At 70.2% G+C, this 19,482-nt stretch carries 17 protein-coding genes and 2 pseudogenes; 5 read left to right on the top strand and 14 right to left on the bottom strand.

Annotated features, from left to right (window positions below):
* Positions 1-70: 70 nt before the first annotated feature.
* Positions 71-1,435 carry a pyridoxal phosphate-dependent decarboxylase family protein gene (locus tag FE633_RS07905; protein ID WP_138044377.1) on the top strand — a complete coding sequence of 455 codons (1,365 nt, stop codon included), beginning with the start codon at positions 71-73 and terminating at the stop codon, positions 1,433-1,435.
* On the opposite strand, the gene FE633_RS07900 is transcribed toward FE633_RS07905, so the two are convergent.
* On the bottom strand, positions 1,419-2,081 hold the full coding sequence (locus FE633_RS07900; RefSeq protein ID WP_246113490.1) for a class I SAM-dependent methyltransferase: 663 nt from the start codon (positions 2,079-2,081) through the stop codon (positions 1,419-1,421). The genes FE633_RS07905 and FE633_RS07900 overlap by 17 nt on opposite strands.
* A 113-nt stretch (positions 2,082-2,194) precedes the next feature.
* Positions 2,195-2,437 (bottom strand): annotated as a pseudogene (locus FE633_RS07895) (ATP-binding protein); the annotation flags it as partial.
* A 90-nt stretch (positions 2,438-2,527) separates the two neighbouring features.
* Between FE633_RS07895 and FE633_RS07890 the strand changes: the two are divergent.
* Positions 2,528-2,800: pseudogene (locus tag FE633_RS07890) on the top strand (hypothetical protein); the annotation flags it as partial.
* A gap of 129 nt (positions 2,801-2,929) precedes the next feature.
* Here the strand turns inward: FE633_RS07890 and FE633_RS07885 are convergent.
* The 8 genes from FE633_RS07885 to mhpA form a co-directional block, all read right to left on the bottom strand.
* Positions 2,930-4,135 carry an ROK family protein gene (locus tag FE633_RS07885; protein ID WP_138044375.1) on the bottom strand — a complete coding sequence of 402 codons (1,206 nt, stop codon included), beginning with the start codon at positions 4,133-4,135 and terminating at the stop codon, positions 2,930-2,932.
* A gap of 13 nt (positions 4,136-4,148) precedes the next feature.
* Positions 4,149-5,429: a sugar ABC transporter permease gene (locus FE633_RS07880; RefSeq protein WP_138044374.1), complete on the bottom strand. Its 1,281-nt coding sequence runs from the start codon at positions 5,427-5,429 to the stop codon at positions 4,149-4,151.
* Entirely contained in the window at positions 5,426-6,202 is a 777-nt protein-coding gene (locus FE633_RS07875; RefSeq protein ID WP_138044373.1) for an ATP-binding cassette domain-containing protein, read from the bottom strand. Before FE633_RS07875 ends, FE633_RS07880 begins: the two co-directional genes overlap by 4 nt.
* A gap of 117 nt (positions 6,203-6,319) precedes the next feature.
* Positions 6,320-7,414, bottom strand: coding sequence for a sugar ABC transporter substrate-binding protein (locus FE633_RS07870; RefSeq protein WP_138044372.1), 1,095 nt, complete (start codon positions 7,412-7,414; stop codon positions 6,320-6,322).
* Positions 7,415-7,951: 537 nt separating this feature from the next.
* Positions 7,952-9,022: a maleylacetate reductase gene (locus FE633_RS07865; RefSeq protein WP_138044371.1), complete on the bottom strand. Its 1,071-nt coding sequence runs from the start codon at positions 9,020-9,022 to the stop codon at positions 7,952-7,954.
* Positions 9,019-9,888: a dioxygenase family protein gene (locus tag FE633_RS07860; RefSeq protein ID WP_138044370.1), complete on the bottom strand. Its 870-nt coding sequence runs from the start codon at positions 9,886-9,888 to the stop codon at positions 9,019-9,021. Before FE633_RS07860 ends, FE633_RS07865 begins: the two co-directional genes overlap by 4 nt.
* A 2-nt stretch (positions 9,889-9,890) precedes the next feature.
* On the bottom strand, positions 9,891-11,012 hold the full coding sequence (locus FE633_RS07855) for an alpha/beta hydrolase family protein (RefSeq protein WP_138044369.1): 1,122 nt from the start codon (positions 11,010-11,012) through the stop codon (positions 9,891-9,893).
* The gene (mhpA, locus tag FE633_RS07850; RefSeq protein WP_138044368.1) at positions 11,009-12,565 is read right to left on the bottom strand and encodes a bifunctional 3-(3-hydroxy-phenyl)propionate/3-hydroxycinnamic acid hydroxylase MhpA; all 1,557 of its coding nucleotides are present in this window, start codon (positions 12,563-12,565) and stop codon (positions 11,009-11,011) included. Before mhpA ends, FE633_RS07855 begins: the two co-directional genes overlap by 4 nt.
* Positions 12,566-12,689: 124 nt before the next feature.
* Here mhpA and FE633_RS07845 point away from each other — a divergent pair, with 124 nt between their 5' ends.
* Positions 12,690-13,337 (top strand): TetR/AcrR family transcriptional regulator, encoded by a 648-nt coding sequence (locus FE633_RS07845; RefSeq protein ID WP_138044367.1) that lies wholly within the window; start codon positions 12,690-12,692, stop codon positions 13,335-13,337.
* Positions 13,338-13,549: 212 nt separating this feature from the next.
* Here FE633_RS07845 and FE633_RS07840 read toward each other — a convergent pair whose 3' ends face one another.
* Positions 13,550-15,058 (bottom strand): MFS transporter, encoded by a 1,509-nt coding sequence (locus FE633_RS07840; RefSeq protein WP_138044366.1) that lies wholly within the window; start codon positions 15,056-15,058, stop codon positions 13,550-13,552.
* Positions 15,059-15,387: 329 nt separating this feature from the next.
* Between FE633_RS07840 and FE633_RS07835 the strand changes: the two genes are divergently transcribed.
* Together FE633_RS07835 and FE633_RS07830 are read left to right on the top strand one after the other, a co-directional pair.
* Positions 15,388-15,993, top strand: a complete 606-nt coding sequence (locus FE633_RS07835; protein ID WP_246113489.1) for a TetR/AcrR family transcriptional regulator — start codon at positions 15,388-15,390, stop codon at positions 15,991-15,993.
* Between the two features lie 143 nt (positions 15,994-16,136).
* The gene (locus tag FE633_RS07830) at positions 16,137-16,466 is read left to right on the top strand and encodes an acyl-CoA-like ligand-binding transcription factor (protein WP_171059862.1); all 330 of its coding nucleotides are present in this window, start codon (positions 16,137-16,139) and stop codon (positions 16,464-16,466) included.
* A 45-nt stretch (positions 16,467-16,511) separates the two neighbouring features.
* On the opposite strand, the gene FE633_RS07825 is transcribed toward FE633_RS07830, so the two are convergent.
* From FE633_RS07825 to FE633_RS07815, 3 genes are read right to left on the bottom strand one after another with little or no spacing between them, the layout of a single operon-like run.
* Positions 16,512-17,183 carry a response regulator gene (locus tag FE633_RS07825; RefSeq protein ID WP_138044363.1) on the bottom strand — a complete coding sequence of 224 codons (672 nt, stop codon included), beginning with the start codon at positions 17,181-17,183 and terminating at the stop codon, positions 16,512-16,514.
* Complete coding sequence (locus FE633_RS07820; RefSeq protein ID WP_138044362.1) at positions 17,180-18,553, bottom strand: sensor histidine kinase; 1,374 nt, start codon at positions 18,551-18,553, stop codon at positions 17,180-17,182. Before FE633_RS07820 ends, FE633_RS07825 begins: the two co-directional genes overlap by 4 nt.
* A gap of 26 nt (positions 18,554-18,579) precedes the next feature.
* The gene (locus FE633_RS07815) at positions 18,580-19,482 is read right to left on the bottom strand and encodes an ABC-2 transporter permease (RefSeq protein WP_138044361.1); all 903 of its coding nucleotides are present in this window, start codon (positions 19,480-19,482) and stop codon (positions 18,580-18,582) included.

Raw genomic sequence — 19,482 nt, 5'->3', positions numbered from 1 at the left:
CAAGCAATTGCTGACTACTCAACTAAATTCTATGGTGGCCCCAGGACCCGCGAGCGAGAGAGGGACAACAGTGGATCTGCAACTCTGGCTCGGCCGAGCCACTCACGCGATACAGGACTGGGCCGACACCTTCGGCCCCTACCAGCCGCACCCGTCCGTCCTGGTCGACGACGAGCGGCTCGACGCGGCCTTCGAGGAGTTCACCGGGAGGCTGAAGGACAACTACCCCTTCTTCCACCCGCACTACGCGGGGCAGATGCTCAAGCCCCCGCACCCCGCCGCGGTGGTCGGCTACGTCACCGCCATGCTGATCAACCCCAACAACCACGCCCTGGACGGCGGACCCGCCACCGCGGCGATGGAACGCGAGGCCGTCGCGCAGCTCGCCGCCATGTTCGGCTACGACACCCACCTCGGCCACCTCACCACCAGCGGCACGATCGCCAACCTCGAAGCCCTCTTCGTCGCCCGCGAACTCCACCCCGGCCGGGGCATCGCCTACAGCCAGGACGCCCACTACACCCACGGCCGCATGTGCGGTGTCCTGGGCATGAAGGGCCATCCCGTACGCACCGACAGCCGGGGCCGTATCGACCTCGACGCCCTCGAAGACCTACTGCGAACCGGGGAGGTGGGCACCGTCGTCCTCACCGCCGGCACCACCGGACTGGGCGCCGTCGATCCCATCCATGAGGCACTGGCCCTCAAGGAGCGCTACGGCGTCCGGATCCACGTCGACGCCGCCTATGGCGGCTTCTTCACCCTGCTGGCCGGAGCCGACGGCCCCGAAGCGCTCCCGCCCGAGCCCTGGCGGGCGATCGCGCGGTGCGACTCGATCGTGGTCGACCCGCACAAACACGGGCTCCAGCCCTACGGCTGCGGCGCCGTGCTGTTCCGCGACCCCGAGGTGGGCCGCTTCTACCTCCACGACTCGCCCTACACCTACTTCACTTCCAGCGAGCTCCACCTCGGCGAGATCAGCCTCGAATGCTCACGCGCCGGCGCCGCCGCCGCTGCCCTGTGGCTCACCTTCCGACTGCTCCCGCCCACCTCCGACGGGCTCGGCCAGGTCCTGGCGGCCGGCCGACGAGCCGCACTCGAGTGGGCGGACCTGATCACCGCGTCCGATCTCCTGGAGCTCTACCAGCGGCCCGAGCTCGACATCGTCACCTACTTCCCCGTCACCGAACCCGCCACCCTGACCGGCATCGACACCGCCTCCGCGCGCATCCTCGCCGACGCAATGACCAGCTCCGACCCGGTGTTCCTGAGCACCCTCAAAGCGGGCCGCGAGGCGTTCGGCGCACGCCACCCCGAGATCACCGCGGACGCCGACGGCGCCCGCGTCCTGCGCAGCGTCCTCATGAAGCCGGAGTCGGAGCACCACGTCGAGTACCTGCACACCCGGGTCGCACAGATCACCCGGGCCGGGTGACCGCTGTCGGTGCTTCCGCGATGCCGACGAAACTGCCGGCCATGGGCCGGATGCGGGCCGACCACCCCAGCGCTGTGAGGTCGTCCGTGAGGGTCCGGGCATCGTGGAACACCTTCACGATCCGGTACTGGCTGCCGTCATCGAGCCGGCGCAGCGCCGCCGGGGCGGGCTGGTGGGCGAGGACTTCCTCCTCCGCGGCTGCGGCCGGGCCGTCGTCGATGAAGATCACTTTGCCACCCGGCGTGAGCGCGGCGGCGACGGTGTTCCAGAAGTCGGGCAACCGCGTCGGCGGGACATGGGAGAGCCAGAAGGCGAAGAACACGGTGTCGTAGCGGCGTAGGGGCTGCCACTCGAACAGATCGGCCTGGAGGAACCGGACGGTGGGGGACGCGGTACGCGCACGAGCGAGGGCCAGTACTTCGGCTGCCGCGTCGACAGCCGTCACCGAATGCGCCCGCGTGGCGAGCAGCCGGGTCCACTGGCCCGTGCCGCAGGCCAACTCCAGCACGTCCCCGGTGATCGGGAGGTCATCGACGACAGCCAGCAACTCCCGCAACTCTTCGCGCTCCGCATAGGGCCGGTCGTACTCGGCCGCACCGGCCCTGTAGTAGGCCAGCTGCTCCGCCAGGAGAGCGTCGTCATGCACGTGGCTTCCTCTCATCCGGGTTCGCCACAGACACTGTCGGCCTTCACCTTTGGGCCGGGTCAAGGGCCAAGGGTCAAGGGCGGCCATGAGGGCCCGGGACCATGCCTCGGCCATCAGTCCGCGCGGGTCGGGATCCGCAGGACCACCTCGTAGCCGCCGTCGGAGGTGGGCCCCGACTCGAAGGTGCCGTCGGGGAGTTCGGCACGTTCCTTGAGGCCGATGAGGCCCTGGTGGGAGCCGGGAAGGGGCAAGGAGGGGCGCGTGGGAGGTGTGTTCGTGACGGTCACGCCGAAGGCGGCCCCGTCGTCGGCACGCCAGAGCCGTACGGTCGCGGTGGCGCCGGGCGCGTGCTCGCGGCGCAGACGGCGGCCCGTCCTGAGGCCGCCGGGAACGAACGGGCCAAGGCGCCGGAGAGCGGCCGGTCCTCGGCGGGGCGCCTGATCGGCGTGGACCTCGCCCGAGGGCTGGCGGTCTTCGGGATGTACGCGGCCCATGTCGGCCCCGACCCGTCCGAGGGCGGAGTGACCGGCTTCCTCATGGAGCTGGCGCACGGCCGAACCTCCGCGCTCCCCCTGACCGGCACCCCGGTGGAAGTGATCCTCGCCTTCTACGGCCTGTACTTCCTGCTCGTGCTGCCGCTGTACCGGCTGGGCGCCCGCCCGCTGGCGATCATCGCGGGAGCCGGTGCGCTGGTCCTGCCGCACGTGGCGGTGACCGTGTTCGCGACGCTCTGGTCCCGCTAACTCCGGCGCGGCCCCCTGGTGTGGCTGCTCGGCAAGGCCACCAGGCCCGCGCAACTGGTGCGCTGAGCGGCCCAGCCGCGTCAACAACGCTGCGGATCAATACAGTCAGGCGCTGGTGCGAGCCAGGGCCTCCAGTGGGCCCGCGAGGATGGTGGAGAAGGCGAGTTCGGCGGCGCCGATGAGTACCCCGTTGTCGCCGAGCTCTGCGACGCGCAGCCGCAGGTTCTCGCGGGAGGCCGCTAGGGCGTGGCTGTTGATACGGCTGCGGATCTGGGCGGCCGATCCGAGGAACACCTCGCGGAGCGTTCCACCGAAGATGACCGTTCGCGGATTGAGGATGTTGACCAGGTTGGCGACTCCGATGCCCAGCCAGTCGCCGACGTCGTGCAGGGCGGCGCGGGCGCTGATGTCGCCCCGGTCGGCCGCTTCGATGACGGCGCGTACGGCCTCCCGGCCGGTGGCCGACGGGTCGCGCTGTGCGGCCTCGAGCAGGGCGCGCTCCCCGGCCTCGGCCTCGAGACAGCCGCGCGCACCGCACCCGCAGCGTCTGCCGCCCCGCGGGTTGACGACCATGTGCCCGATCTCCCCGCCGTATCCGCAGTCACCGCCGAGCAGTTGGCCGCCGGTGATGACACCGCCGCCTATGCCGATGTCGCCGTGCAGATACACCAGGTCCTGGCAGCCGGTGCCGGCACCGCGCAGGTGCTCGGCGAGGGCGCCGAGGCTGGCCTCGTTCCCGACCGCCACGGGAAGGCCGAGGTCCAGCCGACGAGTGAGGCCCGCGCCGAACTCCTCGTCCTCCCAGTCGATGTAGGAGGCGGAGCGCACCAGGCCGTCGAGTCGGCGTACCGTCCCGCGGACGGCGGCGCCCACACCGACGCAGTACGTTCCGTTCCGTGCCGTGTCCATCATCTGCCGGGCGAAGCCGGCGAGGACTTCGGTCACTTCGCCGGCGTCACGACGGTCGGGATGCACGCGGGTCTCCCTCCTGTCGAGGAAGACCCCGCCCAGGCCGATGCGCGCGGCGGTCAGCCGGTCCACACCGACGTCGAAGGAGAGGACGTACACCTGGTCGGACTCGGGCCGTACGACCAGGGACGGACGGCCGGCCCTGCCGGTGTCACGCGGCAGTTCCTCACGCACCAGGCCGACCGAGGCCAGCTCGCTGACCAGACCCAGGATCGTGCTGCGGTTGAGGCCCATACGGTCGGCCAGCACCGCCCGCGACATGGAGCCGCCGATGTGCACATGGCGGAGCAGGGTGCCGAGATTGTGCCGGCGGATCTCCTCCTGCGAGGGACCGGCTTTCATGGTGCTTCAGACCTCATCGTTGTACGGCCCGGCGACGGGACAGCGCATCCACGCCTGCGGCCACCAGCAGAACCGAACCCGTGACAGCGTACTTGACCCCTGAGCTGTAGCCCATGAGACCCATGCCGTTCTGGATGACCGCGACCACCATGCCGCCGAGCACGGCGTCCACGATCCTGCCGCGCCCGCCGAACAGGCTGGTTCCGCCGATGACCGCGGCGCCGACCGCCAGCAGCAGCACGTTGCTGCCCCCGGTGTTGGGGTCCACCGAATTGCCCCGGGACGCGGCGATGATGCCGCCGACCGCGGCCAGGGACGAGCAGATGACGAACGCGGAGACGCGGATGGCGGCCACGTTGATGCCGGCCCGCCGGGCCGCCTCGGCATTGCCGCCCACCGCGTAGATGTGCAGGCCGAACGAGGTGCGCTGGAGCAGGAACGTACCGGCGACGAGCAGGACGGCGATGACCGGCACCACGATCGGAACGCCCTTGAGCGAGTCGACGATGATGTTGCGGCTGCGCTCCTGGTTGAGCAGGTGGACCGCGACCGCGCCCAGTGCCGCCAGGCCACCGACCCTGACCGCGAGCAGGGAGAGCGGAACGGTGACGAGCCCGCGCCGGCGGCGGTTGCGGTCCTGCCGGAACTGAATCGCCCCGTAGGCCGCGACACTGACGGCCAGTAGCGCCCAGCCGAACGCGGGGGAGAGGTTGCTGTTGGCGACGGCCAGGATCGTCTGGTCCCGGATGGAGATGTTGGTGCCCTCCTTGAGCAGCATCAGCACGATGCCCTGGAATCCCAGGAACGCGGCCAGGGTGACCACGAAGGAGGGGATGCCGACCTTCGCCACCAGCAGGCCCAGCACCAGGCCGATGACCGTGCCGGTGAGGATCGCCGCAACGGCGGCGCCGTACCAGGGCCACCCGTGGTCGGTGAGCAGGATGGCGAGGACGGCGGCGCAGACTCCGCTCGCGTACCCGGCGGACAGGTCGATCTCGCCGAGGAGGAGGACGAAGACCAGACCCATGGCGATGGCGATGCTGCCCGCGCCCTGGGTGAGCAGGTTGGCGAAGTTCAGCTCGGACAGGAAGACGGGGCGCAGGGCGGCGAAGAACGCGCAGAGGACGATCAGGCCGAGGACGGCGGGAAGGGCCCCCAACTCGCCGCCGCGTACGCGCTCGACGTAGGTGCGGGCCGCCGAGCGCAGACTCGCGGCGCCCGCAGCTCCGTCCTTCTTCGGCGCACCGGAACTGTCCGGCATCTCTGGCTTCTCGGGGGCGACGGCGGCGGTCATGCGATGGCTCCGTTGGTGTGGGCGAGGCCGAGGTCCCCGCTGCGTCCTGAGGTGATGAGTTCGACGACCTGGGAGTGCGTCACGTCCGACGTCCTGACCTGGGCGGCCATCCGGCCCAGGTAGAGGGCGGCGATCCGGTCGGACACCGCGAAGACGTCGTTCATGTTGTGGGAGATCAGGACCACGGCGAGGCCGTTGTCGGCCAGCCGCCGGACCAGTTCGAGGACCTGGGCGGTCTGCGCGACGCCGAGCGCGGCGGTCGGCTCGTCCAGGATGACCACCTTGCTGTTCCACAGGACGGCCTTGGCGATGGCCACGGTCTGCCGCTGGCCACCGGAGAGACTGGAGACCTGCTGACGGATGGACTTCACGGTGCGGACCGACAGACCTTCGAGGGTCTTGGCGGCCATCTCCTCCATCGTCGCGTCGTCCAGGACGAGTCCCCGGCGCTTCTCGCGGCCGAGGAACATGTTCTGCACGATGTCGAGGTTGTCGCAGAGCGCCAGGTCCTGGTACACGATCTCGACGCCCATGGCGGCCGCGTCGCGCGGGCTGTGCACCTGGACCTGCTCACCTTCGAACCGGTACGTGCCGCCGTCGATCGGGTGGATCCCGCCGATGCACTTGACCAGGGTGGACTTGCCGGCCCCGTTGTCGCCGACGAGGGCGGTCACCTCGCCCGGGTGAACGTCGAAGGCCACGTCGTGCAGCACCTGCACGGGGCCGAAACTCTTGTCGATTCCGCGCAGTTGAAGGATCGGGGTCGCTGTCATGGAAGACGGCTCCTTAACGGTCGTGAGGCCGCGGGCCCCGGGGAGGTGGGAACCCCGGGGCCCGCGACCGGGCCGGCCGAATCGGGGGAAATCGTTCGAACCGGCCGGTCAGCGGGGCTACTTGATGCCGGCCTTGGTGCACAGGGCGGCGTACTTCCCGGTGCACAGCTCTTCCTTGGTGACGAAGCCGTCGGCCACGACGTCCTTGACGTTGTCCTTGTAGATCGCCACCGGGGTCTCCAGCACGGCCGCCACCTTGCGCTTGCCCTCGGGGTCCTCGACGGTCGCGTTGGTCTCCCCCTTCTTGCCCTTGGCGAGGGACACGGCGAGCTCGGCGGTGGCGTCCGCCTCCTTCTTGACCGCCTTGTAGACGGTCATGCACTGGTCGCCCGCCAGGATGTTCTGCAGGCCCTGCACCGTGGCGTCCTGACCGGTGACCGGGACCTCGCCGTTGCGGTTCTGCTTGCGCAGGACGGCGATGGCCGCGTTGCCGAGACCGTCGTTGGCGGCGAGCACACCGCCGATCTTGGGCTCGCTGGTGAGCATCTGCTCGAAGATGGTGCCGGCCTGGGCGTTGTCCCAGTCCGGGACGGACTGGTCCGGCCCCTTGACGTACTCGCCCGCCTTGTACTTCGGGTCGAGGACGCCGTTGTAGCCCTTGGCGAAGAGAGTGGCGTTGTTGTCGGTCGGAGAACCGTTGAGCGTGGCGATGATCGGCTTCTTGGCCTTCATGTCGCTCAGGCACTTGCCGAGGCCCTCGCCCTGCAGCTTGCCGACCTCGGTGTTGTCGAAGCTCACGTAGTACTGGGCGGAGCCGCCGAGGGTGAGCCGGTCGTAGTCGATCGTGGCGACGCCCTGCGCCTTGGCCTTGTCCAGAACGGCCTTGCCGGTACCGCTGTCCAGGTTGACGATCACCAGGACGTTGACTCCGCTGGTGATCATCTGGTCGGCGATGGTCTGGAACTGCTGCTTGTCGCCCTGCGCGTTCTGGATGTCGTACTTGACGCCTGCCGCCTTGAACGCCTCGGAGAGGTACTTGCGGTCCGCGGTCTCCCAGCGGGCCGAGGACTTGCTGTCCGGGAGGATCACGCCGATCTTCGGCTTCTTGGCGTCGGAGCCGGAGCCGTCCGCGCTGGACGAGGAGCCACCGCAGGCGGTGAGCGAGCTGACCAGTGCCACCGAGGCGGCGGTGAGGAGGAGTCCCTTGCGCATGGGCAGGGTCCTTTCTGGTGTTACGGCCGGACGACCGGACGCACGAGGGTGGTGAGAAGGAAGACGAGAAGCGCGCTCTCGGGTGAATTGCCGGGTCTCGGGTGATCCGCCCGGCTGAATGTTGTGAGCGGGAACTTACGACGGTCCATGGCCCGTGCGCCAGAGTCGGGAGACTAGATTTTGTTATCGGCCATAACAATCAGGTGACGCCCCGGGGTCGCGACGCTCCCGCCCTGTTTCACGGGTCCTCCCAGACCTATGGGCTCCCGGGGGAGGGGGATCGTACGGTCGGTCGCCGGGGCGATCAGGGGCGCTGCTGTCGGCGGCGAGGGCCCGCAACGCGCGGGCCGGCGTGGCCACTTCGCCACTTCGTCAGTGGGATGAGCACGCCGGGGATTTCGGTGCGCCACGCGCGCGTGCGTCACGCGCGCGTGCGATACGGGCCGCTGGAGGCCCGACGTCGGCAGGACGTCGGGCCGGAGTCACCGCACTGACAGTGGTCGAGGCTCCAGCGGTGGTTGACGCCTGATCTTCTCGTCAGTGGGCCAGGGTGCCGTGGAGGGCGTCCGTGAGCAGGGTGCGGAGGGCGTCGGCGGGGGCGGGGCGGGGGTTGGCATAGGGCCGGCTCTGGGCCTGGGCGATCACCTCGGCGAGGTCGTGCTCGGTGAGGCCGAGTTCGGCGAGCGAGCGCGGGGCGCCGAGTTCGGCGGCGACTCGCGCGAGTTGTTCGGGTACGTCGTCGGTGGCCAGGGCGCGGCGGAGGGCGCGTTCGGCGTCAGGGGCGGCCGGGAGGTTGAAGGCGGCGACGTAAGGGAGCAGCACGGTGTGGGTGGGGGCGTGGGGCAGGTCGAAGGTGCCGCCGAGGATGTGGCAGAGCTTGTGGTGCAGTGACATGGTGGTGGCCCCCAGACAGCTCCCGCAGAGCCAGGCGCCGTGGAGCGCCTCGGTGCGGGCGTCGAGGTCTCGGGGGGCGGCGGCGACGGCGGGCAGCGCGGCGGCCAGGGAACGTACGCCCTCCTCGGCCATCAGGGAGATGACCGGTGAGGCGTCCGGCGCGTACAGGGCTTCCACGGCGTGTGCGATGGCGTTGAACCCGCTGGTCACCGACACGTCCACAGGAAGGGACAGGGTGAGCTCGGGGTCGTAGAGGACGCTGCGGGGCAGGACGGACCGGTCGCGGCCGGTCTGTTTGCGGCCGCCTTCGGTGAGTCCCCAGATGGGTGTCATCTCGGAGCCGGCGTAGGTGGTCGGGACACTGACCACGGGCAGGCCGGACTTCAGCGCGATCGCTTTGCCGAGGCCGATCGTGGAGCCGCCGCCGATGGCCACGCAGCCGTCCGCGCCGGTGTCGCGCGCAGCCTGGAGGGCCTTCGCGGCGATGTCGGCGGGTACGTGCATCCGCGCTTCGGCGAAGATTCCCGCGCAGGCGTCGCCGAGCAGCGTGGCGGCGTTCTCGGCGAGGGAACGTTGTCCGTGAGTGGACAGCACCAGCAGTCGGCGCAGGCCCAGGCCCCGGGCCTCTTGCGGCAGTTGGGCGAGGCTTCCGGCGCCGAAGACCACGCGCATGGGCAGCGCCTCGTACGTGAACCGGGGTTGCTGTGTGGTCATGCTGTGGCCTCAGGTGCGGTCGCCAGAACGATGTCGAACCTCGCGTGCCGGAAGGGGGCGGTCACGCCGTAGCGGTCGGCCTCCTGCTGGTCGTTCGACTCGGTGAAGTCGGTGATCAGCCCCTGCTTGACCGCGAAGACGGCATCGGAGTGGATGTACGGGCTGTCCGCGACGAACGCGTGCGTGGTGACGGGCCGGTGGCCGGCGGCACCGGCGATGAAGTGCACGTGGGCGGGCCGGTAGGGGTGCCTGCCGGTGGCGCGGAGCAGGGCACCCACCGGCCCGTCGGTCGGGATCGGGTAGTGGGAGGGGACGACAGTACGGAACCAGAAGCGGCCCTCGTCATCCGTGCGGAACAGCCCGCGCCCGTTGCCGGGCGGTTGTACGTCGGGCTGTTGCACGTCGTAGAAGCCGTCCTCGGTGCACTGCCACACGTCCAGCTCGGCTCCGAGAAGTGGCGTGCCGTCGGGGGAGAGGACCCGGCCGGAGACGACGCAGAGGCGACCGGTGCCCAACAGGTCGATGGAATCGCCGAGTTCGCGGCGCGGGGACTCGGTCATGTGGAAGGGGCCCAGGACGGTGCTCTCGGTCCCGTGCTCGTCCCCGTTCATGGTCTCCACGAGCATGGAGACGCCCAGGACGTCGGAGAGCAGCACGAACTCCTGCCGGGTGTCGTCGCACTTGTGGCCGACGGCGGTGAGGAAGTCGATCGCGGCTTCCCACTCCTCCATCGTGGGTTCGATGTCCTTGACGAAGGCGTGCAGATGGCGGGTCAGGCCTTCCATGACCTCCCGCAGCCGGGGGTCCTTGGTTCCCTGGAAACTCTCCATGACCGCCGCGGTGGCGGTCTCGACGGTGAAGTCCATTGCTATTCCCAGCGATTCGGGTCGTCGTGGTCGATGAGGTGGTCCGTGAACCAGTCTGCGGTGAACGCGTCGCGTTCGGCGGCATGGTTGTACTGCGTGTGTTCGCCGTCGGGCCAGATGCGCAGGACCGCGGTGGCGGGATCGGCGGCCTGCAGGAAGGGCTCCTGGTCCTCGTACCGGGCGAGTGGGTCGCGGCCGCCGTGCAGCAGAAGCAGCGGACGGGCGATACGGTGCCGGTCCGGATCGAAGCGGAGGCTTGCCATGACCTCCGCCACCCGGTCCAGGTCCTCGGTCCCGACCGCCGCGGAGATCTGCGCGCGGGCGGTACGGAATTCGGGGATCCCCGGTGCCGCGGGAGCACCGTTCACCACCACCGCGGCGACGCGGGGGTCGGCTGCGGCCAGGTGCGCGGCGAAGAGACCGCCGAAGCTGATGCCCTGGACGCCTGTGGCGCCTTCGAGGCGGGAGTCGGCCTCGACGAGGTCGACGAAGCGGGCGAAGCCCTCGGTGACCTTCTCGTCGAAGTACAGCCCATGGCTGAGGCGCGATTCGCCCTGGCCGGGGCCTTCCGCGAGCAGACAGCCCAGTCCGCGCGCGGTGTACGCGTCGGCGACGCGCAGATACGCCGCACCCCATCCGCTGAGGCCGCCCCAGACGATGACGGTGCCGCGGGCGGGGCCGGTGGGCGGCAGGCAGAGCCAGCCGCCCAGGACGCCCTCGCGGTAAGGGATTTCGACCCGTTCGATGCGCGACGTGTGCGGGGCGGCGAGGGCGGCGGCCGAGGCGGTCGCGGTGGTGTGACGGGCGTACAGCTCCCGTTTGACCGGGGTGTCGGTCTGGTGGGCCATCTGCGCGAACATCAAGGAGGCGGACGCGTACCGGTACGCGTCCCGGGCCGTGGTGAGGTGGCCGGCCTCCTCCGCGATACGGGCGCGCTCCAGCTGTGTGTCGGCGAGGAGCGTGGCGGACTCCTCCCAGGGCATCCCACCGGCGGTGTCGGAGAGCAGCCGACGGGCATCCGCGTGGTCCATGCCGCAGTCGACGAGCCGGGTGAACGGCATAGCCCGGTGCTGAGCGGCCACCAGCGGTGACAGGGGAACGGTCTCCGGGTTCTCGAGCGTCATACGGCGGCCCCCACGGTTCCGGACAGCGCGGCATCCAGGTCGTCGACCAACGCGCCGAGGTCCGTACCGTCGGCGGCCGTACCGAACAGAACGAAGTCGGGGCGTGCGAGATAGGCGACGGCACTGAGTTGCTCCAGATAGGCCCGGTGCCGGCCGTCGAGGTCTTCCACGCGGTCGAGCGCGACCACGGTGCAGCCCAGTCGTTCGAGCAGGGCGAGCCGATCCGGGCCCAGAGCCGCCGCCGGGTCCTCGGCCGTGACCAGGGCGAAGCCGAAGCCGGTGAGGTCGTCGAAGCGCACGGTCGTCCCGTCGGCGAGCCGGATGCTGTCCTGCGGGGTGAGGGTGCCGACGGGGGCGTCGGTGTCTTGGCGCAGGATGCCGTCGAGCAGGGGCGGGAAGGGAGGGGGCGGCGGGACCTGCCCGGCGGCGAAGGCCGCGTCCCGGGCCGCGGCGGCTTTCACATCGTGGGTGTTGGCGACCTTGCCGAGGCCGATCGCCATGTGGGTGATGGCGGTGACGTGGGGGCGGCGCTCGCTTTCGTAGGTGTCCAGCAGCGTGTCCGGGGCCCGCCCGCCGAGCACGAGGTGCAGCTTCCAGGCGAGGTTGCTCGCGTCGCGCAGACCGCTGCACGCGCCCTGGCCGAGGTACGGGGGCATCGTGTGGGCGGCGTCGCCGGCCAGGAAGACCCGGCCCACCCGCCAGCGGTCGGCGATCCGGGCTTCGAAGCCGTACACCAGTTGGCGAGCGATCCTCAGATCCTCGGGTCCCAGGTCGTGGTACTGGCGCAGGAGTCGCCAGGCGGTTTCGGGTTCGGTCATCTCCTCGCGGGTCTCGCCGGGCAGCATGGCGAACTCGAAGCGCTGGCGGCGCGTTCCGATGTTGATGGTCATATGGCCGCGGGCCGGGTCGCAGTACTGTCGGGCGGTCGCGAACTCGGGGGGCTGCGGTCGCAGCCATTCGGTGTCGATGTTGAGCCACTGCTCGCTGAAGCCGAAGTCCTGCCGCTCCACGCCGAGCAGCTGTCGGATCGAGCTGCGGCTGCCGTCCGCCGCGATCACATAGCGGGCCCGGACCGTGTCGTACGGGCCGTCGGCGGTCCTCGTGTCGGTGTTCCAGCCGCGCAGTCGCAGTGTGACGGCGTGTGCGTCCTGCTCCAGGCCGGTCACCGCCGAGCCCTGGCGGATGTCGACGGTGCCGTAGGAGCGCAGACGCTCGTCGATGGCGCTCTCCACGTCGGGCTGATGGATGGAGATGTGGTCCGGAAAGCCCATCGGACCCTCGGAGTCAGCGGGGATCGTCACGAGGGTCTCGCCCTTGCCGTTGACCCAGGTGTACTCGCAGAGCGACGAGTCGCGCAGCGCGTGGTCGACGTCGGCCGCCGCCTGGACGGTACGGGCGGTCTCGTCGTCGATGTGGGTGAGCCGGGGCAGCCCGTAGAGGCCGGGCCAGCGTTCGCAGACCACGACGCGGTGGCCGAGCCGGCCCAGCAGGGACGCGGCCGTGAGTCCGGTCGGTCCGTAACCGACGACGGCGATGTCGTAGATCGGAGCCACAATGCACCTCGGCAGTCTGAACTTGAGCTGATGATTATGCGAATCGACATTCACATATTGATGTGAATCGAGATTCACATGCCTGCAATGTGGACGTCAAGGGGCCGCTCGATAAAATGCGCGGGTGACAGACTCCACGGCTCGCCGACCTGCAGCCCTCCAGGAACGGAGTCGCCGTTCACAGGAGGACATCCTTCGGGCCGGGTACGCCCTGCTCGAAGAGGGCGGGGCGGATGCGCTCACCGTGGCCGCCGTCGCCGAGCGGGCGGGCATGGCGGTCGGCAGCATCTACCGGCGGTTCGGTGACAAGGAAGGGCTCCTGCTGACCATTCAGCACGCCTTCACCGAAAGCCTCCTGGCCGAGATCGCGGAGCGCACATCGGTGGAACGGCTGCGCATCCTGCGCGATCCGGTCGTCGTCGTCGCCGAGGCGGTCGGTGCGCTCATCGACGCATTCCAGTCGCACGAGGCCCTGTTGCGCGTCTTCCTGCTGCTCGGCACCCGGCACGCGGCGGTCCGGGAAGAGGGCTCGCGCGTCAGCGTCGAGGGCAACCGCCGTTTCGCCGAAGCGCTGGAGCACGTACCCGTCGCGCATCAGGACCGCGCGGCCGCGCTGGACTTCGCCTTCCGTCTGGTCTACGCCACGACGGCGCATCGCGTCACCCAGGGAGAGTTCCTGGAGTCCGACCGTCCGCTGCCGTGGAGCGCGCTGCGCAGCCACCTCCAGACCGCGGTCATCTCCTATCTCTTCAGCGCCCCGCGGGACCACTGATACGAGCCGTCCCCCGCCGGCGCGTCGCGCGCGGCGTCGTTGACGGACGATCTGTTGTATGTGAACTTGCCGCTGGGGAAAATGTGTATATCAGTTCACATACAGGTAGGCCCTCCTGCCTCAGCCCGACCGGGCGGAAAGCCGCGCCGGCCCGCCGGATGTCCGGCGGGCCGGCGCGGATGATTGGGGTCGGTGTGGCCCCAACTGGGGCCTCACATATGGACGACGGGAGCTGCGTCGGGATCGGTGGCCGGTGCGCCGCGCCGGTAGAGGATCGCGCTGATGACCAGGCCGGCGGCGAAGAAGGCGGCCGACCACCAGTAGGCGGTGGAGTAGGCCTCCAGGCCGGCGTGGGCGAGGACGGCGGGGTCCTTGGGGTTCTTGCCGACGAGGTAGTCGGTGGCGGCGCTGGTGGAGAGGGTGTTGAGGAGCGCGGTGCCGAGGGAACCGCCGACCTGCTGCATGGTGTTGACGGCCGCCGAGGCGACGCCGGAGTCCTCGGCGCGCACGCCGGCGGTGGCCAGGCTCATGCCCGGGGCCATCACCAGACCGAGGCCGAGTCCCGCCACGATCAGCGGGGGCAGGACATCGGTGGCGTACGAGCTGTTCAGGTCGAGGGCGGTCAGCCAGACCATGCCGGCGGCGGCGAGGCCCATGCCCAGCGGGACCACCGGCTTGGGGCCGAGGCGGGGGATCAGCACGGTGGAGGCGAGGGTGGAGGCGAGCATCAGCCCGGCGACCATGGGCAGGAAGGCCAGGCCGGTCTCGATGGGGGTGTAGCCGAGGCTCTGCTGCAGGTAGTAGGTGAGGAAGAGGAAGACACCGAACATGCCGGCGCCCGTGATCAGGATGGAGATGAAGGAGGCGCCGCGGTTGCGGTCGAGCAGGATCCGCAGGGGCAGCAGGGGGTGGCTGGAGCGGGTCTGCCACCAGGTGAACGCGGCGAGCAGTACGGCGCCGGCGAGCAGGAAGCCCCAGGTGGCCACCGAGCTCCAGTCGTGGCTCTCGGCGTTGGAGAAGCCGTAGACCAGGCAGAACAGGCCGCCGCCGACGAGGACGGCGCCAGGGATGTCGATCTTGGCGGACTTGTCGCGGGTGGTGCGCTGCAGCAGGATCACACCGCCGATGAAGGCGACGGCGGCGAACGCGAGGTTGACGTAGAGGGTCCAGCGCCAGTCGAGGTACTCGGTCAGTACGCCGCCGAGGAGGAGGCCGATGGCGCCGCCGGCGCCGGCGATGGCTCCGTACACGCCGAAGGCCTTGGCGCGTTCCTTGGCGTCGGTGAACGTGACGGTGAGCAGTGACAGGGCGGCCGGTGCCAGCAGGGCGCCGAACAGGCCCTGCCCGGCGCGGGCGGCGATGAGCATCTCGAAGCTGGTGGCGGCGCCGCCGACGGCGGAGGCGCCGGCGAAGCCGACCAACCCGATCAGGAAGGTCATCTTGCGGCCGAACAGGTCGGCTATACGGCCGCCGAGCAGGAGCAGGCTGCCGAAGGCGAGGGCGTAGGCGGTGACGACCCACTGCCGGTCTCCGTCGGAGAAGCCCAGGTCCTTCTGGGCCGAGGGCAGGGCGATGTTCACGATCGTCGCGTCCAGGACCACCATGAGCTGGGCCACGCCGATGACGGCGAGGATCCACCAGCGATGTCGATGGGGTGCGTCGGTGGATGGGAGGGGGGACACGGTGGCCGTGCCCGCTGTGTCGGCTGAGGTGTGGGACATGGCGAAAACTCCAGAAGGACAGAAGAGGAAGTGGGCAAGGGGGTGGAGCGTTCGGTGGTGCGGGACGGGACGGCTGCGTCGCTGGAGCTCGTCACGTGGAAGGAAGGAGCATCAGGCCGCCCGGGCACTCGGGCGATCGGCCCCTGCGTCGCTCTGACACCTGTCAGATTAGTCGTAATCTGACGCGTGTCAAGTAAGGTGTCCACGGGGTGCTCGCGGGTCCTTACGATGGTCCCGGGACAGACCGCCAAGTACGTATGGAGGCAGTGGTGGGAGCAAGAGCCGAATCCGCTCGACGGCCGGGGCGCCCCGGCGCGCACACTCCCGCGGTGCCCGAGGAGGCGAGCATCCTGCTGCGAGGGCTGGAGGCCTTCGCGGAGCTGGGCTACGACCATGCCTCCGCGCGTGAGCTGGCCCGCCGTCTGGGCGTCAGCCACAACTTCATCAACGACCGTTACGGATCCAAGGCGGCCTTCTGGCGTGCGGTGATGGACTCCGCGCTGGGAGCGCAGCTGGCGCGTCTGCCGCAGGTGGATCCCGCGGTCGACGATGCCGAGCGGCTGCGGCAGATCATCACCGGCTTCTACCGGACCGCTGTGGACACACCCCTCATCGGACGGGTCGTCGTCGACGAATTCTCCCGGGACACCGAGCGGTTGGACTACCTGTACGAGCGCTACATCGCTCCGACCCTGCAGACCCTGGTGCCCAGCATCGAGCGGCTCGTCGCCTCCGGACGTATGGCGCCCATCCCGATGGACGTGCTGTTCTTCGCCGTCATCCCTCCCGTCTCGGGAATGGTGGACGGGCCTCTGGCGCGGCGTCTGGGCAGGCCCGAGGCCGCCTCACCGGAACAACTCACGGCCACCGCGGAATCGTTGGCAACACTCGTGGTCAACGGGTTGCTCGCGACCGGTTCGGACAGTCGCTCCTGAGCTCGATTCGCTCGCCCCGCACGGTGGTGTCGGGAGCCGCGCGGTTCTGGGAACTTCCTGAGAAACGGGCCGGCACCTCGGCCGTGCGCGGCCCCTGACCTGCGTCGCCCTCTGGTCGGCTCTCAGAAACGGACCTCACCCGGCTGCTCGTACGGGATCTGACCGACAACCCGCTGCAACGCGAGGAGACGCACGCCGTTTTCGCGCTCACGCGCAGCCACCTCGCCCTCCGGGCCGCGCTGTTGGCCCGCTTCGACGCTTTCCAGCGATCGATCGCCGAGGCGGTCGCGCGGCGGCTCGGGCAGCGGCCGGAGGGTGAGGTGCCGACCCTGATCGCCGCGCTTGCCCTGACCGCGACGCGCACGGGCGTGGAGCGCTGGGCGAGCGCGGAATCCCCGGGCGACGGGGATGACTCCCCGGTCCCGTACGTCGAACGCTCCGCGGAACTCCTGCGCACTCTGCTGACCTCATGAGGGCCGGGCCCGCCCGCGCCGAGTCGGCGACCTGAACCGAGCCGGCTACTGCTTCGCCCGGACCAGCCCTGCGTCGTACGCCATGATCACGGCCTGGATGCGGTCGCGCGCCCCGATCTTGGCGAGGACGCGGCCGACGTGCTTCTTGACCGTGGACTCGGTGAGGACGAATCGTTCGGCGATCTCCGTGTTCGTCCAGCCCTGGCCGATGGCGACCAGGACCTCTCGTTCGCGGTCGCTGAGCGTCTGCAACCGGGGATCCTCCGGCGCGGGCGCGCCGCCGGCCGGTGCGAGCACCTGGTGGGCGTAGGCGTCCAGCAGCCGCCGGGTCAGCCTCGGGGCCACGACGGCGTCTCCGGTGGCGACCGCCTGGATGCCCGCCACGAGTTCCTCTGGGCGGGCGTCCTTGAGCAGGAAGCCGCTGGCACCGGCGCGCAGACCTTCATACGCGTACTCGTCGAGGTCGAAGGTGGTGACGATGAGGACGCGGGTACGGCCGCCGGTGGCGACGATCCGGCGCGTCGCCTCGAGTCCGTCCATGCCGGGCATGCGGATGTCCATGAGGACGACGTCGGGGCGCAGTTCCGCGGTCAGGCGGACGGCCTCGGCCCCGTGCTGGGCCTCGCCGACCGGGGTCAGGCCGGGAGTGCCCTCGATGAGCATGCGGAAGCCCATGCGCTGCAGGGGCTGGTCGTCGGCGATCAGCACGGTGGTCATGGCAGGTGTTCTCCTGATGCCGACAGGATGGGTGCGGAGGGCACGTCGAGTATGACGTCCACGATCCAGCCGTGCCCGGTGTCGCGGGGGCCGATGGTGACGGTGCCGCCGTACATGGCGGCCCGCTGACGGATGCCGACCAGGCCGTGCCCGGGGCCGCCGGCCCCGGGTCCCGCCTCCGGCTCTGCTCGCACGAGTGCCTCTGGCGGTGCTCCGGTGTCGGCGACCCGTATCCGCACGGTGCCGGATTCGGCGGCCACGGTGACCTCGGCCGTGGAGCCCGTACCCGCGTGCTTGAGCGTGTTGGTCAGTGATTCCTGGACGATGCGGTACACGGTGAGCTGCAGGCCGCTGCTCAGTGAGTCGAGATCGCCCACGGTCCGGTAGGTCACCCTCAGCCCCGCCGCGCGGACCCGCGCCAGCAGGGAGTCCAGATCACCGACCCCCGGCTGCGGGCTGAGCATCCGTACGTCGTCGTGCTGTTCCTCGCGCAGGACGCCCAGCACGCGGCGGAGTTCGCTCATGGCCTGGCGGCCGGTGTCGCCGAGGATGCGCAGGGCCTCGGCGGACTGTTCGTTTCGGTTGGTGGCGAGGGTGGCGGCGCCGTCGGCGACACTGACCATGACCGAGAGATTGTGGCCGACGATGTCGTGCATCTCGCGTGCGACCCGGGAGCGCTCGGCTGCGGCGGTGAGCTGGACGCGTTGGTCCTGCTCGATCTCCAGGCGTCGGGCCCGGTCCTCCAGCGCCGCCAGATACATCCGGCGGATACGGAGCGTCAGGCCGACGGCGATGGCGGCCGTCGCCGTCCCCAGCAGGAAGAAGAGGCCGCGCAGCGGATTCCCGACGTCCACCAGGACGCAGACGGCCACCGTCACTTCGACGACGGTCACCGCGGCGGCCCAGCCCAGCACCCGCAACGAACCGTGCAGGGCCAGGGAGTACAGGGCCACGAGCGTGCTGACGCCCGCCTGCTGCCACACGCCGAACGACCACTGGACGAGGGACACCAGCGCGATCACGAAGTACACGGTGGCCGGGGCCCTGCGTCGCCACCACAGCGGCACGATGAGCGCCGCGGCGAAGAGGAACAGGACGCCGGACGGCACCTGACCGCGGTGGACCGCTTCCCCGAACGGACCGTTACTGCGGCTGGACAGCAGGTCGGGCAGGCTGATGAGGACGACGATCAGCACCACCGCGGTGTCGAGCAGCCACGGGTGCCGGCGGTCCAGCCGCTGCCGACGGCTCTGGTCGCGCAGCAGACGGCCCAGGAGCGGGTGCGCCCAGGCGGCGTCGAGACCAGGGGACGGCGCGAGCGCCGTCCCCTGGTCGGTGTCCGCGGCGGCTGCCGCGCGTTCCGGACTCATGGAGCTCATTGTCCTCGGTTCGCTGGTCAGGCGTCGGTCTTGACGAGCCGGAAGGCCGCCCCGGCGAGGGCCAGGGCCACCCAGCCGGCGAAGACCGCGAGCCCCGCCCCGGGTGAGAGGGCGTCCGAGGACTCGTGCAGGGCGTAGATGGCCGAGCCCGCGTTGCTGGGGAAGTAGGGGCTGAGCGTGTCGTACCAGGAGTCGGGCAGCAGCGAGGCCAGGCCGGGCAGGATCAGCAGGACGCCGACCAGGACCGCGATGGCCCCGGCGGAGGAGCGCAGCAGCACGCCCAGGGCCACACCGAACACGGCGACCAGGCCGAGGTAGACGCCGGCCCCGGCCAGGCTGCGCAGCACGCCGTCGTCGCCCAGGGTGAGCGCGATGTTCTCGCCGTCCAGGCCGGGGGCGCCCAGCTGGAAGGCGGCCAGCGCGCCGATGGTGGTGAGGATCAGGGCGATGGGCCCGATCACGGCGGCCTTGGACCACAGGACGGGCAGCCGTCGCGGTACCGCGGCGAGGGAGGAGCGGATCATGCCGGTGCTGTACTCGCCCGCGGAGAGCAGCACTCCGAGCACGCCGATGGCCAGCGATGCGAAGGTCACGCCGGTCAGGGCCAGACTGATCGCGTCGCTGTCGCCGCCGGAGCCCGGGCCGGGCGGTCCGCCGGTCGCGACGGCGTCGGGACTGTAGGTGTAGGAGGCGATCGCCCCGAAGAGGATCAGCAGGACCACGGCGACACCCAGGGTGATCCAACTGGAGCGCAGCGACCAGAACTTGGCCCACTCCGAACGCAGCACCCGGATGCCGGTCACCTTGTAAGCCGTCTTGGAAGCGGGAGTCTTGGAAGCAGGGGTCTCGGGATCAGGTGCCGCGGAAAGCTTTCGGCCCTTGCCCGGGCGCTGGATGCGGCGGAGTGCGGTGGTAGTCAT

Origin of the sequence: Streptomyces montanus, from assembly GCF_005786655.1 — a bacterium.
In the GTDB taxonomy this organism is placed as follows: Bacteria; Actinomycetota; Actinomycetes; order Streptomycetales; family Streptomycetaceae; genus Streptomyces; species Streptomyces sporangiiformans.
Note: the sequence above shows the minus strand (reverse complement) of the source record. Positions and strands in the feature narration are given on the sequence as shown.

Coding starts and splice junctions, on each gene's coding strand:
- FE633_RS07885 (WP_138044375.1), bottom strand. CDS start 4,135: ATGAAAGCCGGTCCCTCGCAGGAGGAGATCCGCCGGCACAATCTCGGC.
- FE633_RS07880 (WP_138044374.1), bottom strand. CDS start 5,429: ATGACCGCCGCCGTCGCCCCCGAGAAGCCAGAGATGCCGGACAGTTCC.
- FE633_RS07875 (WP_138044373.1), bottom strand. CDS start 6,202: ATGACAGCGACCCCGATCCTTCAACTGCGCGGAATCGACAAGAGTTTC.
- FE633_RS07870 (WP_138044372.1), bottom strand. CDS start 7,414: ATGCGCAAGGGACTCCTCCTCACCGCCGCCTCGGTGGCACTGGTCAGC.
- FE633_RS07865 (WP_138044371.1), bottom strand. CDS start 9,022: ATGACCACACAGCAACCCCGGTTCACGTACGAGGCGCTGCCCATGCGC.
- FE633_RS07860 (WP_138044370.1), bottom strand. CDS start 9,888: ATGGACTTCACCGTCGAGACCGCCACCGCGGCGGTCATGGAGAGTTTC.
- FE633_RS07855 (WP_138044369.1), bottom strand. CDS start 11,012: ATGACGCTCGAGAACCCGGAGACCGTTCCCCTGTCACCGCTGGTGGCC.
- FE633_RS07840 (WP_138044366.1), bottom strand. CDS start 15,058: ATGTCCCACACCTCAGCCGACACAGCGGGCACGGCCACCGTGTCCCCC.
- FE633_RS07825 (WP_138044363.1), bottom strand. CDS start 17,183: ATGACCACCGTGCTGATCGCCGACGACCAGCCCCTGCAGCGCATGGGC.
- FE633_RS07820 (WP_138044362.1), bottom strand. CDS start 18,553: ATGAGTCCGGAACGCGCGGCAGCCGCCGCGGACACCGACCAGGGGACG.
- FE633_RS07815 (WP_138044361.1), bottom strand. CDS start 19,482: ATGACTACCACCGCACTCCGCCGCATCCAGCGCCCGGGCAAGGGCCGA.